Here is a 19,361-nt window from a genome sequence, read left to right as displayed (position 1 = left end):
TGATCTGTGCTATTATTAATTGATTCTATATGATAAACAGTGAGAAACCGTGAAATTCTAAGTATTTCTTACTATATATGGGTAAAGTCACTGTCTTTGCTATCTAGAACAATTATCGAACATCATGAGGAGGACTTTTATTTTGAAATCGATTAAGACTAGGCTTGTTTTATTTTTTACTCTACTTATTTTGTTAACATCTATTGGTCTAGGCACTGTCGCCATTATTAACAGTACAAAATCTATCAGTTCTGAAGCTGAAAAAGGGATAACAAGTGCAGCCGTGGAAAATGCTAAATTCATATCCGCTACTTTAACACAAGAAATGAAGTACATTGAAGCAATGTCTGAAAATGAAATTGTCACAGATGATACCCCGCTAGAAGAAAAAATTGCTTTTTTTGAAGAAATCGCAGACAGAAGTGGCTACCATTCTTTTGCTTATGCTGACACTAGTGGACAGTCTATTACATTTAACTCCCGAGCTACAGTACTTAATGTGAGTGATCGTACTTACTATCAAGAAGCACTTACAGGAAAATCGACTGTTTCTGATGTAATGAAAAGTTCAGAAAGTGGCGAACAAATCATCATATATGCAGCCCCAGTGATTAGAGATGGAAACATCACCGGTGTATTTTATGGCAGAAAAAGTTCAAACGACTTAATAGATATTGTTAATAACATTGAATACGCTGGTCATCAATCCGCTCGAGGTTTTATCGCAAAACGTGATGGTACCTTTCAAGCTCACCCCGAATCAATATTAGTAGAAATGGAGCTTAATATCCTTGCAATGGATGAGATTCAAGCAGAACCTGCTGAGAATGATACATCCGAGCAAACACAAGAAGAAGACCAGTCACTTGATGAATTAGTAAAACTATTTGAAGAAAAAATTCAGTACGGTGAAGTTGGCTTTGGAGAACACAGCTTTGCTGGAGATAAAATATTAGTTGGTTTCTCACCAATCGAAGGCACGGATTGGGTAAATGTTATCGAAGTGGACAAACATGAATTATTTGCTGTATTGAATGATTTGAGAAATGGGTTAATCCTTATCACACTCATTTTTACTCTTGTTGGTATTGTTATCACATATTTATTAAGTAACTCTATTAGTAGACCCCTAGTAGCAGTAACAGAGGCAATTGAAAAGTTATCAAATTACGACCTTACTTTAGAGCATAATAGAATATTAGAAAAGCAAAAAGAACGAAAAGATGAAATTGGCCATATAACAAATTCATTATCCACAATGCGGATAAACTTTGTTAAACTCATCCAATCCACGGGGGACATTTCTGAACAAGTTTCGGCATCCTCTCAGCAATTAACAGCTACTAGTCAACAATCGGCAAATGCAGCGAGCGAAGTTGCCAGTGCCATTGATGATATTGCTGCAGGTGCGAACGATCAAGCTACTGATACTGAAAGAGGAGCATCACAAGTACAAGAGTTAGGTGAATTAATCGAGCAAGATCGATATTACGTTAACTTATTAATTACCTCCACAGAAAAAGTAAGTCATTTAAAAGATGAAGGACTTGGAAGCTTAAATGATTTAATTGAGAAAACAGATTTAAATACAAGGTCAGTTAAGGAAATAAAAGATATCATACTGAATACAAATGATAGCACCGAAAAAATCGCTTCGGCAAGTCAAATGATAAGAAGTATTTCTGACCAAACAAATTTATTAGCCTTAAATGCAGCAATTGAAGCTGCCAGAGCTGGTGAAGCCGGCAAGGGCTTTGCTGTAGTTGCAGATGAAGTACGAAAGTTGGCAGAACAATCAAATGAATTTACTGAAGAAATCGTTGGAATCATTCAAGAGTTAACTAGCAAATCAGAGCACGCTGTCAAAACAATGGATATAGTTGATCATAATACAAGCTCTCAATCTTCCAGTCTTGCTATGACAAATGAAAAGTTTGTTGGCATCTCGGCAGCTATCGAAAACATGAAAGAAGGAATGAATAATATTATCCATTCAAGCAAAAGCATGGAAGAGAAAAAAGAGGAAATTATTAATCTTATTAATAATCTTTCTGCGATATCCGAAGAAAATGCTGCGAGCACTGAGGAAGCTTCTGCTGCTGTGGAAGAACAAACATCTTCTATAAGTGAAATCGCTAATTCAAGTGAAGAACTGGCTAAGCTAGCAGAGATGATGCAAGCAAGCATCTCCAAATTCAGATTATAAAAATCAGTTAAAACCGTATGAAATCACCAATTATGGTAATTTCATACGGTTTATTTTTTATTCCGATTCTAACGTAATGGATTCAGTCAAAAAGGAGGAGCCATTACTATAGAAACGAGGATCATAGATTCCAATAGTTTCTTCGTTAGCTACAACAACAACAAATGGTGACCATTCGTTTAGAACGGCTGCCCTTGGATTTTCTTCAAATAACCTTTCTAGGTCAGCATTCTTTGCGGAATACAATGTTTCTACTAACTTCCCTTTGCTCCATACCGTCTTTTCATAAATAGATATGCTCTCCTCTGATTTCGCAATGACGGAGAAATGTCCAGGAATAAAATCGGCTGAAAGTTCAACTTGCTCAAATTTTTCATCAAATTGATATTGAATGATAGCTCCCTGTAAACTTTGTAATCCGATATGCATCAGAATAACTATCCATACCCCTCTCCAGACCTGATACCGAAGAAGATTTTTCCTGAGTTTTATTAATAAGAAGCCTATCAGTATAATTCCCCAAATAATAAAGTCAACAATGGAGATAAAGCCAAGCGTGATACGAGCCGTTGAGAAAGGTTCAAGTAACCCTGTTCCCCATGTATTAAGTGCATCTGTACCGTCATGAATGAGAACATTCAACCATGCCAGGTGAAAAATAATAGCATCTTTTCGTTTCCAAATTAAAATGGCTAGACCATAAATAATAATAGCCCAAATTGGCGTGAGAAATAGTGAGTGAGTGAGTCCACGGTGCCACATTTGTCCCATAATTCTACCTGTCTCGCTAAGGTTAGCAACAATATCTATATCTGGTATTTGTGAACCAACAACCGCAGAGAATAATAGCGCTCGTTTAGTGTGAGCATCGATATTTTCTTTTTTTATTGCCCCGTATGTGGTTAATCCGAGTAAGGTATGTGTAATTGTGTCCATCTTTCTCCTCTTTTTTCGCTTTTATCAAATCATAGCCGACTTTTGGTGCGCTGCCAATGTATAAATCCTATAAAAAAAGCCAAGCACATTTTTGCTGGCTTTTTCGACAACAACTTGCCGTCATTATTGAATTGTATTGTACCAAGTTGTAGCTTGGTCTACTTCTTCTCTAGTTAGTTGATGACCGCCTTCTGTCCAAAAATCAGTAACATCAGAACCTGCTTCACGCAAGTTATCAATCAACTCTTTTGTCTCTGTTTCAGGAATAAGCGGGTCATGTCTTCCTGCCCCAATAAATACAGGTGTCCCATTTAAACTTGGTAATGTCAAATTACGACGCGGAACCATTGCGTGAAATAATACTGCACCTCGTAATGATTGCTCATGATGATACATTAGGCTTGCTGCAATATTGGCTCCATTTGAATATCCAATCGCAATCACATTGTTTCTATCGAACTGATAGGTCTGTGCACTTTTATTTATAAACTCATGAAGCTCATTCGTACGGAAGATTAAATCCTCTTCATCAAAAACCCCTTCTGCAAGGCGACGAAAAAAACGCGGCATGCCATTTTCTAGCACATTCCCTTTTACTCCTAAAACCGAATGATCTGGTGCAATAATATTCGCAAGCGGTAATAAATCTCGTTCATTTCCTCCTGTTCCATGCAAAAGCAACAAAGTTGGAGCAGAAGTTTTTTTTCCTTCGATAAAAATATGATGCATAAATTAGCCTCCTTTAGTCATTTTTTGTGTCTAACGGTTGTAATCTCGCTTCAATTTCAGCACGTTGGTTTTCAAAATATGGAGGTAAAGCTAATTTCTCACCTAAATGCTCAAACGATTCATCCCCTTCAAAACCTGGGCCATCCGTTGCTAGTTCAAATAAGATTCCATTCGCTTCACGGAAATAGAGAGAACGGAAGTAATAGCGTTCAACAAATCCCGAATTTGGGAGACCCACTTCACGAATATACTCAACCCATTTATTTAATTCTCCTTCATTCTCCACACGAAAGGCAACATGATGCACGCTTCCTCGTCCAGGTCTTTCACCAGTTAAATCTTTACGCTCTTCAATATGAATTTCTGCGCCGGTCCCACCTTCACCCGTTTCGAATACTCGAATATCATTTTGTCCTTCAATTAGTGATGAATAGCTTCTTATTTCACGGTAGCCCATCACATCGCGAATAACTTTTGCTGTTAAATCTGCTCGAGAAACTGTCAAGGTTACAGGACCCAAACCAATAATACCATGTCGAACAGGAATCGGACTCTTATCCCAAGGTTTCCCGCCTGCTACCCCTGAATTATTTTGATCAGAAACGAGCATTAAACGTTGTCCTTCGAAATCGCGAAATGCTAAGGTCGCTCTACCTGTATGGTGAGAAATCTCATCATGCTCTACTCCAAGATCCTCAAAACGGTTTTTCCAAAAATCTAATGCCTCATCATCTGACACCCGTAAGGATGTTAAAGATATACTGTTGGTGCCTTGATGTGTTTGACCAGCATGAGGAATTTCAAAAAATGTTAGGTCCGTGCCAGGATTTCCTCGTTCATCCGCATAAAACAAATGATAGACTGATGTATCATCTTGATTAATAGACTTCTTTACTAAACGCAAACCCAATGTTTCTGTATAGAAACGGTAATTCTCTTTTGCATTAGCTGTTATAGCAGACACATGATGTTGGCCTTTTAATGGTTTTAAATCCACCGGTAATCACTCCAATTATAGTTAGTTTAGTTTTCGACATTCATGAGCTTTTTTAATAATGACATTAATTGTTTCTGCTCTACTTTTGTTAGTCCTTGAAACTGGGCCGCCTGAAAGCGCTCTTGCTGCGGGACAACTTCTGAATATAGTGTTGTTCCTTTGTCTGTTAAGGTAATCAGCTTTGTTCGCCATTCCTGTGTACGCTTCACAAGCTCCATTCTTTCGAGCTTTGTTATAAGTTGAGTCAAGTTTCCTTTCGTAACAAATAACTTTCCAGCAAGTTCTTGTTGAGAAATCGGTTGATGCGCTCCAATTTGAACAAGTAAATCAAACTGTGAAATGGTTAGGTCCCATCTTTTTAAGTGTTGATTTGAAAGACGAATACTCCGGTTGTAGAAACGGGCGAAACGAAACCAAAGTAATATTCCTAACCGTTCCTCTTGCTTCTGAGAAAGGAAGTGTGCTCTACTCATTTCTGTTCCTCCAAACTTAAAGCTATTTGCTTCTCAATATCAGTTTAGTACTAAACCGATAGAATGTAAAGTAATTTACTTACTTTTTATTAGTTTTTATTTTAAAAGTCTCCTAGGATTAAAACGGTCTATATTAAAACTTCTCCTATTCGAATAATTATTAAACCCAAAATTAAAAACCTATTTAAGAAATAGGTTTTAGCTCTTATCCGACTAACTTAAATTATGTTTTTTTAATAAAGCTTCTACGTCTATACCACGTCTAGTTATTTCAGTTTCAAGCAAAATAATAAATTCTTTGTCAACCTTTAAAAGCATTGCTTTAATAAACGTTTCTACCAATACCTCTTCTGATAAATAATCCATTTTTAAAACTCCTTTATAAGTGAGTGGCTTCCTATCCTCTCACCTCTACTTAAGTATAGAATTCACTCATCAGAATGCAACCGTTTATATTATTTAATACACTTGCAATTTACTATAATACACGTTCAGTTATTTTTATCAAAAGAAGATTAGCTAAAAAATTATTCAAAATCCTTATTTATTGCATTACCATCGATGTCCAATTCTTACCCTATTTAAATTGTTGGTATAAATATAACAACTAAAAAATAAATTTAAAGTAGAAATGTTAGAGTTTGCAGGGACATGTCAGAGCTATATCCAACGAATCAATCAATTCCAAACTAATATTTGGAGCGACGGTCACAATATAAGCAGAATCGTATTAAAACACCCTGCTTTCAAAGGAGTGATGGATCGAGGCAAACTTTATCATAAGCTTTTTATCAAAATTATCCTATAGAAGCTAATATAAAAAAATTCAACCTTTCTTAGATAATGAGTCAGAATAAGCCTTTCCAAATTCTGATTATTTGCCAAAAGAATGATTTTATGAAAAAATGAAAGAGTTAGAAAATATTCCTCAGAAGGGACTGATTAGATTTGAAACGGTTCCATGTCTTCGTTGAGTTTTTGAATGGTAATAAGATACATTTTAAGACCCGTTCCGACGTAAGAAAGGAAATGTTTCAGCAAACTATTGAAGGGGAAAACTGCATTGTAACAGATGATGATTTTGTCTTAAACAAAGCTAAAATTAAAAAAATTATGGTGAAAAAGATTAAATCTCAGTTTCACGCAACCTGATATTAGTATAATCAGTTTCTGGTATGTTAATTATGACCATAGAGATATCTCTATGGTCTTCTTATATGATATGAGCGGCGTTTGTTAAAGCAAGCCTATTGTTCTGTTTTTGGAGGTGATGTCATGTATAAAGGTAAAGTAGATTGTGAAGCACGAATTTATATTTATTTTAAAGAAGATGAACCCATGAAAGAACGTAATAAACGTATATCCACTATCTCAACGGTTATTAGTGAAACGGTTAAAGTAACAAATGTAAAGGTTCTAGCTACTGGTTATGACGAAAAAAACAAAGAGTCGTACACTGAATTAACAGTACTTGCAGAAGTACTTGTTCAATATGACCCACACATCACTCATCTTAATGATTACCGTGTTAAGGGGTGCAGAGAGCTGAGAAAGTTATTTCCTAATGCTGGTGCTATAATGGCCCACTCCATCGATACTTATAATACTCCACGGTTAAAAGGATTTATCCGTACCAAGAGACAGCCCTATAAAAAGGCTAAAAGGTAAGTATCATTCTTAACATAATAGTATTAGATAAAATTCTTATTGTCGTCTGTAGGTAGATGAATGATAAACGTCGTGCCAACACCTTCTTTACTTTCTACAGTAATTTCCCCATTATGGTCTTGAATGGTTGTATAAACTTGAGTTAGTCCCATTCCTGTTCCATCACCTTTTGTAGTAAAAAAAGGAGTTCCTAGTATATTTAAATTATCATTTGACATGCCGATGCCAGTATCTTCAATTTTGATACATACCGTAGTTCCATCATAAAAATGTTCAATGATTATTGAATCCTCTTTAGTAACAGCTTCTATGGCATTTTTAATTAAGTTAAATAGAGCTTTAATTAATAAATTCCGTTTACCTTTTATGGTAATATCTGAATTTCGAAACCGCTTCTCTACTTTGATGTCATATAATTGTTCTTGAAATAGAAATATTACCGACTCCAATTCGGTACATAAATTAATGACAACTCTCTCTTCCTCATGTAAATCAGGTTTCGATACTTGTAAAAGGTTATTTAAAGTATTTAATGCCTTTTTTAATTCTTGTTCCATAATTTGATAATAGTGATGAGCACTTTCTTCTTTTAATAATTCAAGAAAACCTTTTACTGCTGTTAACGGGTTTCTTACCTCATGTGCTATGCCAGCAGAAATTTGACCAATCGAGCTCAGTTTTTCTCTGTGTTTTAGCAACTTTTCCACTTTTTTTTGTTTTGTTATATCCTTGATGTAAACTAAAGCCATTCTTTTTTCTTTATATATATAGGGGACTGCTTTAATTTCGACATTAATCTCTTCTCCCGTATAAGAAATTAACCGTTGCTCCATTTCCGTCGCATCTATATCATGGTAAATCACATTATGTACTCTCTCGTTACAAATCTCATGAAAATCCGGATGCAAAAATACGTCAAAGGATTGATTTAATATATTTTCGGTCTTACATTTTAAAAGCGATTGTAATGTTTTATTATGATAATAGACTTTTTTGTCCGGTCCAAGTAACAGAATCGCACTATATGCATACTCAAGAATATAGTGGAAATCAATGTCCTTTTTAATCTCTTCAACCATCTATGATACTCCTTAAAAACCGAAATTTTAAATATTTTGTGTATACTTATATGACAATTGTACCATAAATTATAACATTACTCTTTACGTTAACTGAAAAATGAGGGGAAGGATAAGTGAGTTTTCCTTTTTAAAGCAATCTCTTAGGATGAAAGTATGTTTATAAGTGACTTATTAAAGGAATAGACAGATAGAGATTTCGAGACTGAACATCTATTTATTTTAGCAGTAAGTTAGGAGGTATTTAATGGAGGAAAGTATTCGGGAACTTATATCTAATCTACTATTAACAAAAATGATTATTTCCATAGTAGGAATTACCCTAATTGTTATCATTATTAGATTAATGCAAAAAAGTATTAACCGATATGTTAAAGATCATGACAACCGATACAGAACGAGAAAAATGATTAATATTTTTGGTTATGTCTTCGCACTTATCTTTATAGCTATTGTTTATAGTAACCAGCTTGGTGGGGTAACAGTAGTACTTGGTGTTGCAAGTGCGGGTATTGCTTTTGCCTTACAAGAGGTCATTATCAGTATAGCAGGATGGATTTCGATAATTACAGGGAATATCTTCAAGACAGGCGACCGAGTGAAAATGGGTGGTATTAAAGGAGATGTCATAGACCTTGGTGTTTTGAGGACCACAATAATGGAAGTCAACGAATGGGTAGATGGTGATTTATATAACGGACGTATTGTAAGGGTTGCTAATAGCTTTGTATTTAAAGAACCTGTTTATAATTACTCCAATGACTTTCCTTTTCTGTGGGATGAAATTAAAATCCCTATAAAATATGGAAGTAACTATAAAGCTACAAAAGAAATTATTCAAAAAGTCGGGATAGAGGTTACTGGTGAATATTCCCTCCATGCTAGAGAACACTGGAATGAAATGCTAAAAAAATTCCTTATCGAGGATGCGAGCACACAGCCAATGGTCACGCTTTTTGCAAATGATAATTGGGTAGAATACACACTTCGGTTTGTCACCCATTACCGCTTGCGAAGGACGACCAAAGATTTACTATTCACGAGAATTTTAGAGGAAGTAGATGGCAGTTCAGAAAAAATTCAATTTGCTTCTGCAACGTTTGATATACTAGAAGTACCTACTTTAGACGTTAATATTAAGCAAAAATAACTTAAGAAGCCAGTGGGCCGTGAATCGAATCAGGCACACTGGCTAGATTTTTATATGCTTGTACGTAGTGGAACTAAGACTACCAACTAAAAATCTTTGAATTCTGTATCGCTTCGACCCATTTTTCTAAATGACCTACCTTTTTAAATTCCATATCATTTAAATCCGATGTATAGATTTTGAAGTTGTTTTTGCCATTGTTTTTAGCAAAATACATGGCTTTATCGGCATGATCAATAAGTGTTTCTTTCGTTTCCCCATCATCGGGAAACATACTTATTCCAATACTTAATGAGATTGTAACTTCTTGTTCATTGATTAGATATGGGAGTGAAATATTTTCAAGAATGCGTTCCGCAATCCCTTCAATTTCTTCTAAATTGGTTTCTTCAAGGACGACGATAAATTCATCGCCACCTATTCTTGAGATTAAATCCTCTTCCCTTATACTTTGTTTTATCCTAATTACTACTTCCTTAAGTAAAAAATCACCTGCTTCATGTCCCATGGAGTCATTTACATTTTTAAAATCATCTAAATCAATAAACATTAAGGTGAAATTATGGTTATGACGCTTTGAACGTGCCAAAGCCTTTTCAATGTGACGGTCTAAAGATTTACGATTTGGCAAATCCGTTAATTCATCATGATATGCTAATTGTTTTAATTCGTTTTCTAACTTAATCTGCTTCGTGATATCTATTATTTGTCCATGAACTTTTATTACCGTCCCGTCCGAACTTTTCAGAGGATTCGCTCTTTTAACCAACCATTTTTCACCCGTTTCAGGGTGATTTATTCGAAACTTCACTTGAGAGGAATTTCCTTGCAACAACTGTTTCTCATATTTTTCTACTTTTTCATAATCATCAGAATGAATTAACTCTTTCCAAAGGTTAATATTTTGACTAAAGGCCTTATCTGAATAACCGTATATCAGTTCCGCCCCTTTTGTAAAATATATCTTATTGTTACGTACGTCCAAAGAAAAAATTGCTCCTTCAAGAGAATTTAATAAAAGCTCATAATCTTTATTTTTTTGATTCATTAACAATAGTTTCTCAGCTACTTTTTCATTGGTTATTTTAAGTTTTTGATGTTGTAGAGAAATATCATCATATTGCTTACCTAACCACAAGGCTAGAAGTCCAATAAGTAAACTTAATAATCCTACAAAAAGTTCCAAACCAACCGAAATATAAGTATAAACAATATTAGAAACAAGAATTATGATGATAAGTCCTACCATTAATTTACCCTTTTGTCTCATTTATGCACCTTCTATCAAGTTTAATTACAGTATGTAATTAACTTAAATTATACAGAATAATAATAGTTTGTCTATTACAATTTCATTGATTTTCTACATATTACGACAAATTTCCACAAAAGTATTTACTGAATAAAAAAACGCTCGCCAACACTGTCGGTATTCATATGAAAAGTATTTTATGAGACTTTTTAAAAAGTAACACCTTCTGTTTTCGAAAAGCCTATTATCGCATGCCGAGGAATAATGAGTAGAACAGTTTTAAAGAAAAAAGTAAGCGGTCGATTAAATTAAATCAACCGCTTACTCAAATTTATTTTTTCCGTAATAATTGGACCTAAGCGTTCTTCTGCATCGACGTAGTCTGACTTAAATGTGTCATGAAACCGATGAAGGACTCAGATTAGTTCTGAGCCCATTTTTATTTCCTCACCACATGACAGTGCTAAAGTACGATTATTTATCCCCCTCAAAACTGCTCTTTACAAACCTTCGAGGTTAAGAACTTCAGCAAGTAGTACCATTACCAATGCTTGCCCATATGCAGTAGGAGCAATGACTATTTTCTTGTAATCTTCCTTTTCCTTCCCGATAGCAGTACCTGCTGAAACATTCAAAACCGTTCCGTCCTCTGAGATATTTCTTAGGATAGCTGCGATCGCTTTTCTACATGGTTGGATATAGCTTGAATCCAATAAACCTAACCTAATCCCCTTTAAGATCCCTGCTGTTATAGCAGCAGATCCAGAAACTTCTGTATAGCTTTCATCGTCATCCAATAATGTATGCCATAGACCATTTTGAGATTGTAACTCAACTAATTTATTTACTTGTAATTTATACATATTTACAATCGCACGGTACGAATCAGATGACACTTCGTTTTTGAGAATTTCAATGTATTCAGGAACAGCAAGTGTAAACCAACTATTGCCACGACACCAATAAGCTTCACTAAAGTTATTCTCGTTTTTAAAATCATACCCATGATACAACAATAAATCATCTTCATTAAATAAATAGTCCATATGAAGAGTAAACTGATAAGCAGCTTCATTTTTCCAATCTTCCTTATTGTATTTAATACCCATTTTAGCTGTGAACAATACAACCATAAACAATGTATCAATCCAAATTTCTTGGTCATGGTAACTTAATTCTGACTTTGACTCACCAGATGTTACATGCTGAAGACCCTTTTCCTTTGTCCTCGGGCATTCATTATAAATCCATTCCATCCATTCTAAGGAAAGTTGTTCCATATCCTCGTAATCCATTAAAGTTAATAATGGAGCAGTCGTATTTATATTTTTCAACGGGAGTTCACGATTAATCTGCTCATTAGCCCAATTTTTGATAAATTCATTATAGTCCGGAAATTCATGTTCCCCACTAAGTTTCTTTAAACCATATAAGCCTATACCTTGAGGCCAATCCCATTCTTCCATTCCAAAGTCTCTTGGGAAATATCCAAAGCTTTTCCCATCTTCCCCTAACTCTTTAAGTGCAGTTTCATCGTTTGGTCTTTTTAAATTTAATAGTTGGTTTATTATTTTATACAGTGCTTTTCGAACTTCCTCCTTCAATTATACCACTCCTATTGCTTTAATCTCCCATCATTATCCTTACTTGATAGATTGATAATTCGTTCTATAAAAGGATGGGGTTACTCCATATGTTTCTTTAAACTTCTTTGTAAAATAGGCCGGGTTGTTATATCCGAACTGTAATGAAATACTCTCTATATTTTGATCACTAGCCACAACCATTTCCTTTGCCGCCTTCATCCGTTCTTTTGTTACAAAATCAACAAAATTTTCACCGGTACTTTGCTTAAAGATTCTACTTAAATAACGCGGGCTTAAATGGACGACATCTGCGACAGCATTTAAAGATAAATCCTCTGGCAAATTTTCGATAATATAATTCTTCACTTTATCAATAATGTCATTATTTTTTCCTTTATCTACTTCTTCTAAATAATGATAGGAGGATTCAATAACGTTGAGAAGCCAGCTTTTATACTCATCAATCGTAGATAATTGATTAAAAACATCATAGATTTGCTGATTTAGAATTTCACGTGTACTATAATTTAGTTCCTTAATAAACTTATAATAGTTATACACCAAATCATATAAAATTTGGTGACAATAATCAGCTGCATAGTTTCCTGTTTTAATTTCAAATAATATTGTTGAAAGGGTCTCATTTACTTTTTCAATATTCCTAGTTCTCAATGTTTTATTAAAGTTGTCTAGAAATTGGTCATTTATTTTTTCTTTACTTTGTTCCCTTTTTAAAAGCCGGACGTTTGAAAGGATTTTATTTTCAGGGAAGAAATATTGATATTTCATTAACGCCTTCAATTCTCTAAAAGAATCATCAACTAGTAATGGACTCTCTTTCCATTGTCCGATTGTCGCCAACAGCTCCAATGAAAAGTTCGAGTGTGCATAGGAAGAAAGGTGATTAATATTATCATAGAGAATTTTTGAATTCTTTTTCTTTGCTCCAACTATGACATCAATTTGATGGTCCTCAGCAGATTCGATTGCCAAACATAGCAAGCCTGCTTCACTGAATTTTTTTTCTGTTTGTGAGATGAGGTTGTAGACAATAAATTGTCTATTTTCTAAACTAATTGATTGCATAACCTCTGTATTTAACGTTAGAGAGAAAACGGTAAAAAAATCTTTTGAATCGATATTCATATTTAATAGATTGAGCCGCTCATTTAACTCTTCCCTACTTTTAACCTTTCCATAGAGTAAATCAAAGGCCAATTTATTCCTCATCATTGGTATGTTCTCACGAAGGGTACTCTCTAATCCCTTAACCTTAATTGATAAATTATCAATTAAATTATCTATAAGATGATATTCGTTTTTTCCGGTTGTTTGCAGTTCTGTTGTATCACTAAATAAGCTTTTCGTTCGATTTAGTAGTATTTTTACTGGATTATACATATTAATCGTTAAAATATGTGAAATAACAACACCAATTAGCACAGCAATAATTCCGATGATAATAATTGACTGCTGTACTGTTTGCGATTTACTATAAAATTGCTCAACAGGGGTAATATTAACAAGCTTCCAGTTTGTCGTTCCTATTGTATGATACGAGACCATTGATTTAACCCCATCGATATCTTTAATAAAACTCTGACTCTCTTCAGTTGAAAAAAAGGTTTTTTTAATAAAGTCCTTGCCTAAGTCGTAGTTCAATTCCTTGTTATTACTTTTAGCAACGATACCATCTTCATCAATAATAAAGATTTGTCCGCCTGATTGTTGTTCTGAGGATTCAGATAATAAAGAAGATAAGGCATTAGCCTTAATATTTATAGCGACATACCCACTTTTATCGGTTGCTGCTGCTCCTTGTGGATAACCTACTACTAGACTAACTGCATTTGCATGAGAATTGGAAGAGTCATTACTAGTCAGCCAAATTAAATTCCCCTCTGATTGTTTCATTATATTGACCCAACCGATAAATTCGTTCTCTCCGTTCAAATACGTAAGGCCACTATGAGAGGAGATTATCATATCGTTCTTTGAATAATAGACATCGATTGATTCCAAGAGACTTGAATTGACTGACACGACATTTTGTAGATAGGTATAAATATTGTGAATTTTCATGTGATTACCGTTAAGTGATTCATCAAATAGTAAAAATAATTCATCATTTCTATAATTAGGAACAAATAATTCCAAGTAAATTCTCTCAGTTTTCTTAAAGACATTCTCATCAAGAGTATTTCTTAAATATCCAAGCATTCTTTCATTCACATTCTCGATTTCACTATTAAAACTAGAGGAAAAGTAAGCATATGAACTAATTCCCATTAAGGTAATTGAAATAATTATTAATAATACATATGTGAAAATTAGTTTGTAAAATACTGTATTAAACCTTTTATACCATTTCATATGTATACCTCCTCCAAAGCCCCGGCCTACTTACATTGGAAACGCTTTCTTTTTTACGGAAAATTTTAATAGAGTTTATTCATAAAGCAAAATTCACCTTTTGCTCTCCCTCTAATTCGTTATCTTTTATAGGTTAGTAACAAGTTCTGCGCTTTCTATTAACTTCCATTTTCATTATAATACATTATCTATCTAGTTGCCATATGTCGAGGTAGATTGGGCATATTGATAGCCTTACTCAAGTACAATTAATCATTTTTTCTCGAATTATCTTATGGGATTTGTCAATTTCTAAAGGAGTACACACTGATTTTAACTCGTAAACTTTTATAGGCGCTGCTTGAATAATGTTAATAAAAGAATCGAAGGTCTGACTTTGGCTATGGATGTACGGGCACCAATGATCCGAGAGTTCAATGGTTTCATGGATATGTACTCCTAAAATTTTGTCTTTGACTAGCTTTAAGTCTTGTAAATTATCGTATAACCCCATTCGATCCATCATCATCGCGTGACCAATATCATACCAAAGATAAACAGGAGCGCCTTTTAGCTTGCTAATCATTTGATTCGCTTCCAAAAGAGTAGGAATTTGATAGCATCTTGAGCGTGTTTCTAACCCAATCCCCACGTTATACTGCTTACGAGCGATATATTCACAAACTTCTTCCAAACTTTCTTGTATCCTCTTTACGTAAAATTTGCTTTCATGCTCTCTTTTTTTGATCATCTCAGACCACAATTGTTGATATTCTACCGAGTTCCTTCCTTTCGATTGATAGATTTCTTTTAGGGTCTTGTCAATATTATAAGAAAACGGTACTTCTCCTGGGTGAACGACGACGCCTTTTGCTCCTAACTGCACAGCATGGTCTATTGTCTCCTTAAGTAATCTGACGGCCTTTTTTCTTTTTACTTCGTTTTCAAACCCTAACATAACAGAATCTGGGTCAAACTCTTTGTCATCATAAAATGGGAAGACATGATGAACACTTGAAATTTGAATCTCTTCGCTTTCAACCATAGGCAAAATCGATGCTAGCATTTCCTTTGTCACATGGTAGTTTAATTCAACTTGAGAAAAGCCAAGCTGTTTGATTTCCATAATCATTTCCCTGCCACTTGTGTGCCTTTTAATGTTCCAACATGTGGAAAAGGAAAACTCCTCTTTATTCATCAAGGTTATCTCCTCCTTTTGAGTAAAGAGAGCCTGAGATTAAGAAAATCTCAAGCTCTCTATTTGTATTTACTTAATTAATGGTGCTATACCATTCGTTTGCCTCATCTGTTACTTGCTCTCCACCTAAACTGTTCCATTTCTCGACGAATTCATCAAAATAATCCACTGGCTTATCACCGGTAATTATGGAAATATAGGCTTCATTTCTAATTTTCGTTAATTCAGCTCTATATTTAGACTCAGAAGGAAGAGCTGTGACTAATTGGTTCCGAACGGCTCCAACATCATAATCATGTTCGGCTGCCCATTCATTTCCTAATTCGCTTACGTCCCAAAGTGCAAAATCAATGGCAAATTTACTTGCACCAGAATCCTTAACATCCTCATATTCAGGTGTAGGAACTCGTTGACCTGGACCTTTCTCTGTCCACATTTCCCCTTCAATACCCCATAAAGCCTCGACATAATTTTCTTTCGTTGTCCCTGAGGTTTCATCTAGAATTTGTAGTATTTTTCCAAATTTATCTGGTTCTTGCTCTAATGGTGCTCCAAAAGCAATAATTTTACCAGCAATCATATTTGGAGCATATAATGCTTGTTCACCATTTGGCCCGACTGGCGGTGGTCCATGAACGAGAGATTTGGCTGCTTCAGGATTCACCTTTAACAGTTCAGCGTAATTTGAGCCACCTTTATCTTCAGGATGATCCGTTAATGGACCAGTCCAATGGTAGTATTGCCCATGCCCTGTAAATCCAATTTTCCCATTAATGAAAGCATGGGAATCTGCCCAATACCCACCCATGTTTTCTCCAGTAATAAATTCAGGATCAAGTACACCATCTTTATACCACTTGTTTAGAAGTGCTAAAGCTTCTTTGATTTCAGGCTGGACAGAACCATTCACAAGTTTGCCATCCCTTTCTTGCCAGAACCAATCTTGCCAATCATGTGCCCCGTAACCAGTAACATAACCAAAAGCACCAAATATGGCTGGAATTCCACTAAGGGATAATCCATACGTATCTTTTTTTCCATTTCCATCAGGATCTTCGTGAGCAATTTTGTACAATGCTTCTTCAAACTCTTCTAACGTTTCAGGAGTTTTTGTGATTCCTACATTTTCCAACCAATCACCACGCCATACGATCGTTGTCCGATACTTATAAACATCTCTCATTTCCGGAAGACCGTAAATCTTGTCGCCCACTTTCGCGTAATTTAACCAGTTTGGCTCAAGTTCTGTCGCTTTTTCATAAACATTAGGCATATATTCTTTAATTACCTCTTCATCAAAACCTAGTAATACTCCTTGGTCTACTAGTAGTGGTAAATTATTAATGGTAACCCCGTCAGCCATGTAATCAGGTATTTCACCGGCTGCAAATTTCAAATTTAATACTTCATGAATGTTTTGGTGGTCTAAATTCCACATATCAAATTTTACATTGAATTTATCTTGATAATGTTGAACGACTCTGCCTTCAGGACTAATTGGATCTGTGATGTACGGTGCCCAAGCCAGTTCATATTCCTTTCCTTCAATCGGTGCAAACCGCTCAATCGAATTCTCATCAACAGCAGGAGCATCACCGTTTGAATCAGTGTCACCTACAACCTCATCAGTTTTATTACATGCAACCATTAATAAAGATAAAATTACGAGTAAAGCAACGATGTAAACGCTTAATCTTTTAGTCATTACTAATCCCCCTTATTATCATTATTGAACTTCAGATGAAAGACATTTACAAGCCTTTTTTAAAAAGAAGCATCCCCCCCTTCAATGAAAACGTGTCTCCTATCCTTTTACTGAACCTAACAGCATTCCTTTCATAAAGTACTTTTGTAAAAATGGATAGATTAAGATAATTGGTATCGTCGTGACCATAATCGTGGCAGCTTTAATGGTTTCAGTATTAAGCTTGTTTTGGTCCTCAGGTAGAACGTTCGACATCACTTGCATTTGTCCATCAAGAACGATTCTTCTCATGACCATTTGAAGCACTTCTTTATTTGTATCTGTCATATAAATTAAACTATCAAACCAAGAGTTCCAATGGAAAACAGCATTCCAGAGACCTAACGTAGCTATTATGGGCATAGACAAAGGGATGATGACTTTCCATAAAATATAAATGTCATTGGCTCCATCAATTTTGGCAGACTCCTCCAATTCAATCGGTAGCGACTGTATAAAGTTTCTTGCTATAATTAACTGAAAAGGGTTTACTAAAACAGGTAAGATTAAAGCCCAAGACGTGTTCATTAGTCCTAAATCACGGACGAGTAAATAAGACGGAATCATCCCCCCTGAGAAAAACATCGTAAAGACGATAAACTTTGTCCAAAAACTTCGGTGTGGAAAATACTTTTTTGCTAAGACGTAAGCCGCTGCAATTGTAACAGCCACATTTAAAAATGTTCCTAAAACGGTTCGTTTCAATGAATTCCAGAAACCTATTAACACCTGGTCATAACCTAGTACTTGTTCATAGTTTACGAATGAAATTTTTTCAGGAATGATTCGTATTTGACTAAACGATACATCAGCTGGACTTAATGACATCGTGAGTAAATATAGAAACGGGTATATCGTTGTCACACATAGTACAATCATAAAAATGACATTAAATGAATCAAAGATAAATCCTGAGACAGATCGTTCCTTCATGATGGAAACCTCCCTTTCTTATCGATTACCAAAGACTGTTTTCATTTCCACTAATTTTACGGGCAATTATATTGGCCATAATAACCATTACTAACGAAATGATGTTTTTAAATAATCCAACTGCTGTCGCGAAACTGTATTGTAAATTTACAAGACCTTGACGGTACATGTACGTACTTGCAACATCCCCAACGCTATATACTGCTGGGTTATATAAGTTGAACACTTGATCAAAGTCGTCCATTATTAATTTACCAATCGAGAGAATTGCCATAATTGTAATAACTGGATACATGGAAGGTAACGTAATCGTCATCACTCTTTGGAACCGATTTGCTCCATCTACTCTTGCTGATTCATATAACTCTGGGTTAATGCCGGCTAATGCTGCCAAGTAAATAATCGTTCCCCAGCCTAAATCCTTCCATATATCAGTGGAGACTAACAACGATCTAAACCAGCTTGGATCAGCTAAAAAATAAATCGGCTCAAAACCAATCGCTTTTATGATAATGTTAATAGGGCCAATGGACGGGGATAAAAATTGCGTGAAAATCCCAGCAAGAATAACCCATGATACAAAGTGAGGAAAATAGGACACCGTTTGTACCACTCTTTTAAAAAGGACATGCCTAAGTTCGTTAAGTAATAAAGCAAAAATAATGGGTGCAGGAAACCCAAAACCAAATTTATACAAACTAATCAGAATGGTATTACGAAATACCTCCCAGAAGCTATCTAACTGGAACATATATCGAAAATGCTCCAATCCAACCCAAGCACTTCCAACAATTCCGTCCATAAATTTGTAATCTTTAAATGCGATTTGCAAACCATACATCGGACCATACTGGAAGATAGCAAAATAGAGAATAGCAGGTAAGAATAAAATAGTTAAATATTTGTACCGCCAATATTTATAGTACTCAGTTTTTTTGAATTTTTCGGCAAAAGAGCTTCTTACGGTCTTGCCTTTTTCATACTCTAGCTTCATCTTTCTTACCTCCCTTTGATCTTATGAAACCGCTTACCAAGAACGATACAAAGATCAGGTTATA

16 protein-coding genes are annotated in these 19,361 nt (G+C 35.0%); 3 read left to right on the top strand and 13 right to left on the bottom strand.

Annotated features, from left to right (window positions below; genetic code table 11):
- The first annotated feature begins 124 nt into the window (after positions 1–124).
- Entirely contained in the window at positions 125–2,206 is a 2,082-nt protein-coding gene (locus tag CEF19_RS17990; protein WP_100407340.1) for a methyl-accepting chemotaxis protein, read from the top strand.
- Between the two features lie 57 nt (positions 2,207–2,263).
- Here the strand turns inward: CEF19_RS17990 and CEF19_RS17985 are convergent, their stop codons facing one another.
- From CEF19_RS17985 to sda, 5 genes are all read right to left on the bottom strand, one after another.
- A complete protein-coding gene (locus CEF19_RS17985; protein WP_100407339.1) occupies positions 2,264–3,142 on the bottom strand; it encodes a metal-dependent hydrolase in 879 nt (292 codons plus the stop codon).
- Positions 3,143–3,265: 123 nt separating this feature from the next.
- Positions 3,266–3,871: an alpha/beta hydrolase gene (locus tag CEF19_RS17980; protein WP_100407338.1), complete on the bottom strand. Its 606-nt coding sequence runs from the start codon at positions 3,869–3,871 to the stop codon at positions 3,266–3,268.
- A 13-nt stretch (positions 3,872–3,884) separates the two neighbouring features.
- Positions 3,885–4,868: a ring-cleaving dioxygenase gene (locus CEF19_RS17975; RefSeq protein WP_100407337.1), complete on the bottom strand. Its 984-nt coding sequence runs from the start codon at positions 4,866–4,868 to the stop codon at positions 3,885–3,887.
- 26 nt (positions 4,869–4,894) lie between these two features.
- A complete protein-coding gene (locus tag CEF19_RS17970; protein WP_100407336.1) occupies positions 4,895–5,341 on the bottom strand; it encodes a MarR family winged helix-turn-helix transcriptional regulator in 447 nt (148 codons plus the stop codon).
- Positions 5,342–5,554: 213 nt separating this feature from the next.
- Positions 5,555–5,707: a sporulation histidine kinase inhibitor Sda gene (gene sda / locus CEF19_RS17965; RefSeq protein WP_100407335.1), complete on the bottom strand. Its 153-nt coding sequence runs from the start codon at positions 5,705–5,707 to the stop codon at positions 5,555–5,557.
- Positions 5,708–6,616: 909 nt separating this feature from the next.
- On the opposite strand from sda, the gene CEF19_RS17955 reads away from it, so the two are divergent.
- Positions 6,617–7,009: a hypothetical protein gene (locus CEF19_RS17955; RefSeq protein ID WP_100407333.1), complete on the top strand. Its 393-nt coding sequence runs from the start codon at positions 6,617–6,619 to the stop codon at positions 7,007–7,009.
- 23 nt (positions 7,010–7,032) lie between these two features.
- Here the strand turns inward: CEF19_RS17955 and CEF19_RS17950 are convergent, their stop codons facing one another.
- Positions 7,033–8,088: a two-component system sensor histidine kinase NtrB gene (locus CEF19_RS17950; protein ID WP_100407332.1), complete on the bottom strand. Its 1,056-nt coding sequence runs from the start codon at positions 8,086–8,088 to the stop codon at positions 7,033–7,035.
- 247 nt (positions 8,089–8,335) lie between these two features.
- Between CEF19_RS17950 and CEF19_RS17945 the strand changes: the two genes are divergently transcribed.
- A complete protein-coding gene (locus tag CEF19_RS17945) occupies positions 8,336–9,238 on the top strand; it encodes a mechanosensitive ion channel family protein (RefSeq protein ID WP_100407331.1) in 903 nt (300 codons plus the stop codon).
- Between the two features lie 79 nt (positions 9,239–9,317).
- Here the strand turns inward: CEF19_RS17945 and CEF19_RS17940 are convergent, their stop codons facing one another.
- The 7 genes from CEF19_RS17940 to CEF19_RS17910 all read right to left on the bottom strand — a co-directional run bounded on the left by CEF19_RS17940 (position 9,318) and on the right by CEF19_RS17910 (position 19,297).
- Positions 9,318–10,508 carry a sensor domain-containing diguanylate cyclase gene (locus CEF19_RS17940; RefSeq protein WP_100407330.1) on the bottom strand — a complete coding sequence of 397 codons (1,191 nt, stop codon included), beginning with the start codon at positions 10,506–10,508 and terminating at the stop codon, positions 9,318–9,320.
- Between the two features lie 482 nt (positions 10,509–10,990).
- On the bottom strand, positions 10,991–12,094 hold the full coding sequence (locus CEF19_RS17935) for a glycoside hydrolase family 88/105 protein (protein ID WP_100407329.1): 1,104 nt from the start codon (positions 12,092–12,094) through the stop codon (positions 10,991–10,993).
- Between the two features lie 39 nt (positions 12,095–12,133).
- Positions 12,134–14,449 carry an AraC family transcriptional regulator gene (locus CEF19_RS17930; RefSeq protein ID WP_100407328.1) on the bottom strand — a complete coding sequence of 772 codons (2,316 nt, stop codon included), beginning with the start codon at positions 14,447–14,449 and terminating at the stop codon, positions 12,134–12,136.
- 238 nt (positions 14,450–14,687) lie between these two features.
- A complete protein-coding gene (locus tag CEF19_RS17925; RefSeq protein ID WP_100407327.1) occupies positions 14,688–15,626 on the bottom strand; it encodes a sugar phosphate isomerase/epimerase family protein in 939 nt (312 codons plus the stop codon).
- A 73-nt stretch (positions 15,627–15,699) separates the two neighbouring features.
- Positions 15,700–17,331: an extracellular solute-binding protein gene (locus tag CEF19_RS17920; protein WP_100407326.1), complete on the bottom strand. Its 1,632-nt coding sequence runs from the start codon at positions 17,329–17,331 to the stop codon at positions 15,700–15,702.
- 99 nt (positions 17,332–17,430) lie between these two features.
- Positions 17,431–18,303: a carbohydrate ABC transporter permease gene (locus tag CEF19_RS17915; RefSeq protein WP_100407325.1), complete on the bottom strand. Its 873-nt coding sequence runs from the start codon at positions 18,301–18,303 to the stop codon at positions 17,431–17,433.
- A gap of 25 nt (positions 18,304–18,328) precedes the next feature.
- A complete protein-coding gene (locus CEF19_RS17910) occupies positions 18,329–19,297 on the bottom strand; it encodes an ABC transporter permease (RefSeq protein WP_100407324.1) in 969 nt (322 codons plus the stop codon).
- Positions 19,298–19,361: the final 64 nt, after the last annotated feature.

Origin of the sequence: Bacillus solitudinis, assembly GCF_002797395.1 — a bacterium.
GTDB classification, from domain to species: Bacteria; Bacillota; Bacilli; order Bacillales; family Bacillaceae_D; genus Halalkalibacter_A; species Halalkalibacter_A solitudinis.
Note: the sequence above shows the minus strand (reverse complement) of the source record. Positions and strands in the feature narration are given on the sequence as shown.

What these genes read in the sequence shown, in the direction of transcription:
- CEF19_RS17970 (WP_100407336.1), bottom strand. Translation starts at nt 5,341, where the DNA reads ATGAGTAGAGCACACTTCCTTTCTCAGAAGCAAGAGGAACGGTTAGGA.
- CEF19_RS17920 (WP_100407326.1), bottom strand. Translation starts at nt 17,331, where the DNA reads ATGACTAAAAGATTAAGCGTTTACATCGTTGCTTTACTCGTAATTTTA.
- CEF19_RS17955 (WP_100407333.1), top strand. Translation starts at nt 6,617, where the DNA reads ATGTATAAAGGTAAAGTAGATTGTGAAGCACGAATTTATATTTATTTT.
- CEF19_RS17930 (WP_100407328.1), bottom strand. Translation starts at nt 14,449, where the DNA reads ATGAAATGGTATAAAAGGTTTAATACAGTATTTTACAAACTAATTTTC.
- CEF19_RS17915 (WP_100407325.1), bottom strand. Translation starts at nt 18,303, where the DNA reads ATGAAGGAACGATCTGTCTCAGGATTTATCTTTGATTCATTTAATGTC.
- CEF19_RS17980 (WP_100407338.1), bottom strand. Translation starts at nt 3,871, where the DNA reads ATGCATCATATTTTTATCGAAGGAAAAAAAACTTCTGCTCCAACTTTG.
- CEF19_RS17985 (WP_100407339.1), bottom strand. Translation starts at nt 3,142, where the DNA reads ATGGACACAATTACACATACCTTACTCGGATTAACCACATACGGGGCA.
- CEF19_RS17925 (WP_100407327.1), bottom strand. Translation starts at nt 15,626, where the DNA reads ATGAATAAAGAGGAGTTTTCCTTTTCCACATGTTGGAACATTAAAAGG.
- CEF19_RS17990 (WP_100407340.1), top strand. Translation starts at nt 125, where the DNA reads ATGAGGAGGACTTTTATTTTGAAATCGATTAAGACTAGGCTTGTTTTA.
- CEF19_RS17940 (WP_100407330.1), bottom strand. Translation starts at nt 10,508, where the DNA reads ATGAGACAAAAGGGTAAATTAATGGTAGGACTTATCATCATAATTCTT.
- CEF19_RS17910 (WP_100407324.1), bottom strand. Translation starts at nt 19,297, where the DNA reads ATGAAGCTAGAGTATGAAAAAGGCAAGACCGTAAGAAGCTCTTTTGCC.
- sda (WP_100407335.1), bottom strand. Translation starts at nt 5,707, where the DNA reads ATGGATTATTTATCAGAAGAGGTATTGGTAGAAACGTTTATTAAAGCA.
- CEF19_RS17945 (WP_100407331.1), top strand. Translation starts at nt 8,336, where the DNA reads ATGGAGGAAAGTATTCGGGAACTTATATCTAATCTACTATTAACAAAA.
- CEF19_RS17950 (WP_100407332.1), bottom strand. Translation starts at nt 8,088, where the DNA reads ATGGTTGAAGAGATTAAAAAGGACATTGATTTCCACTATATTCTTGAG.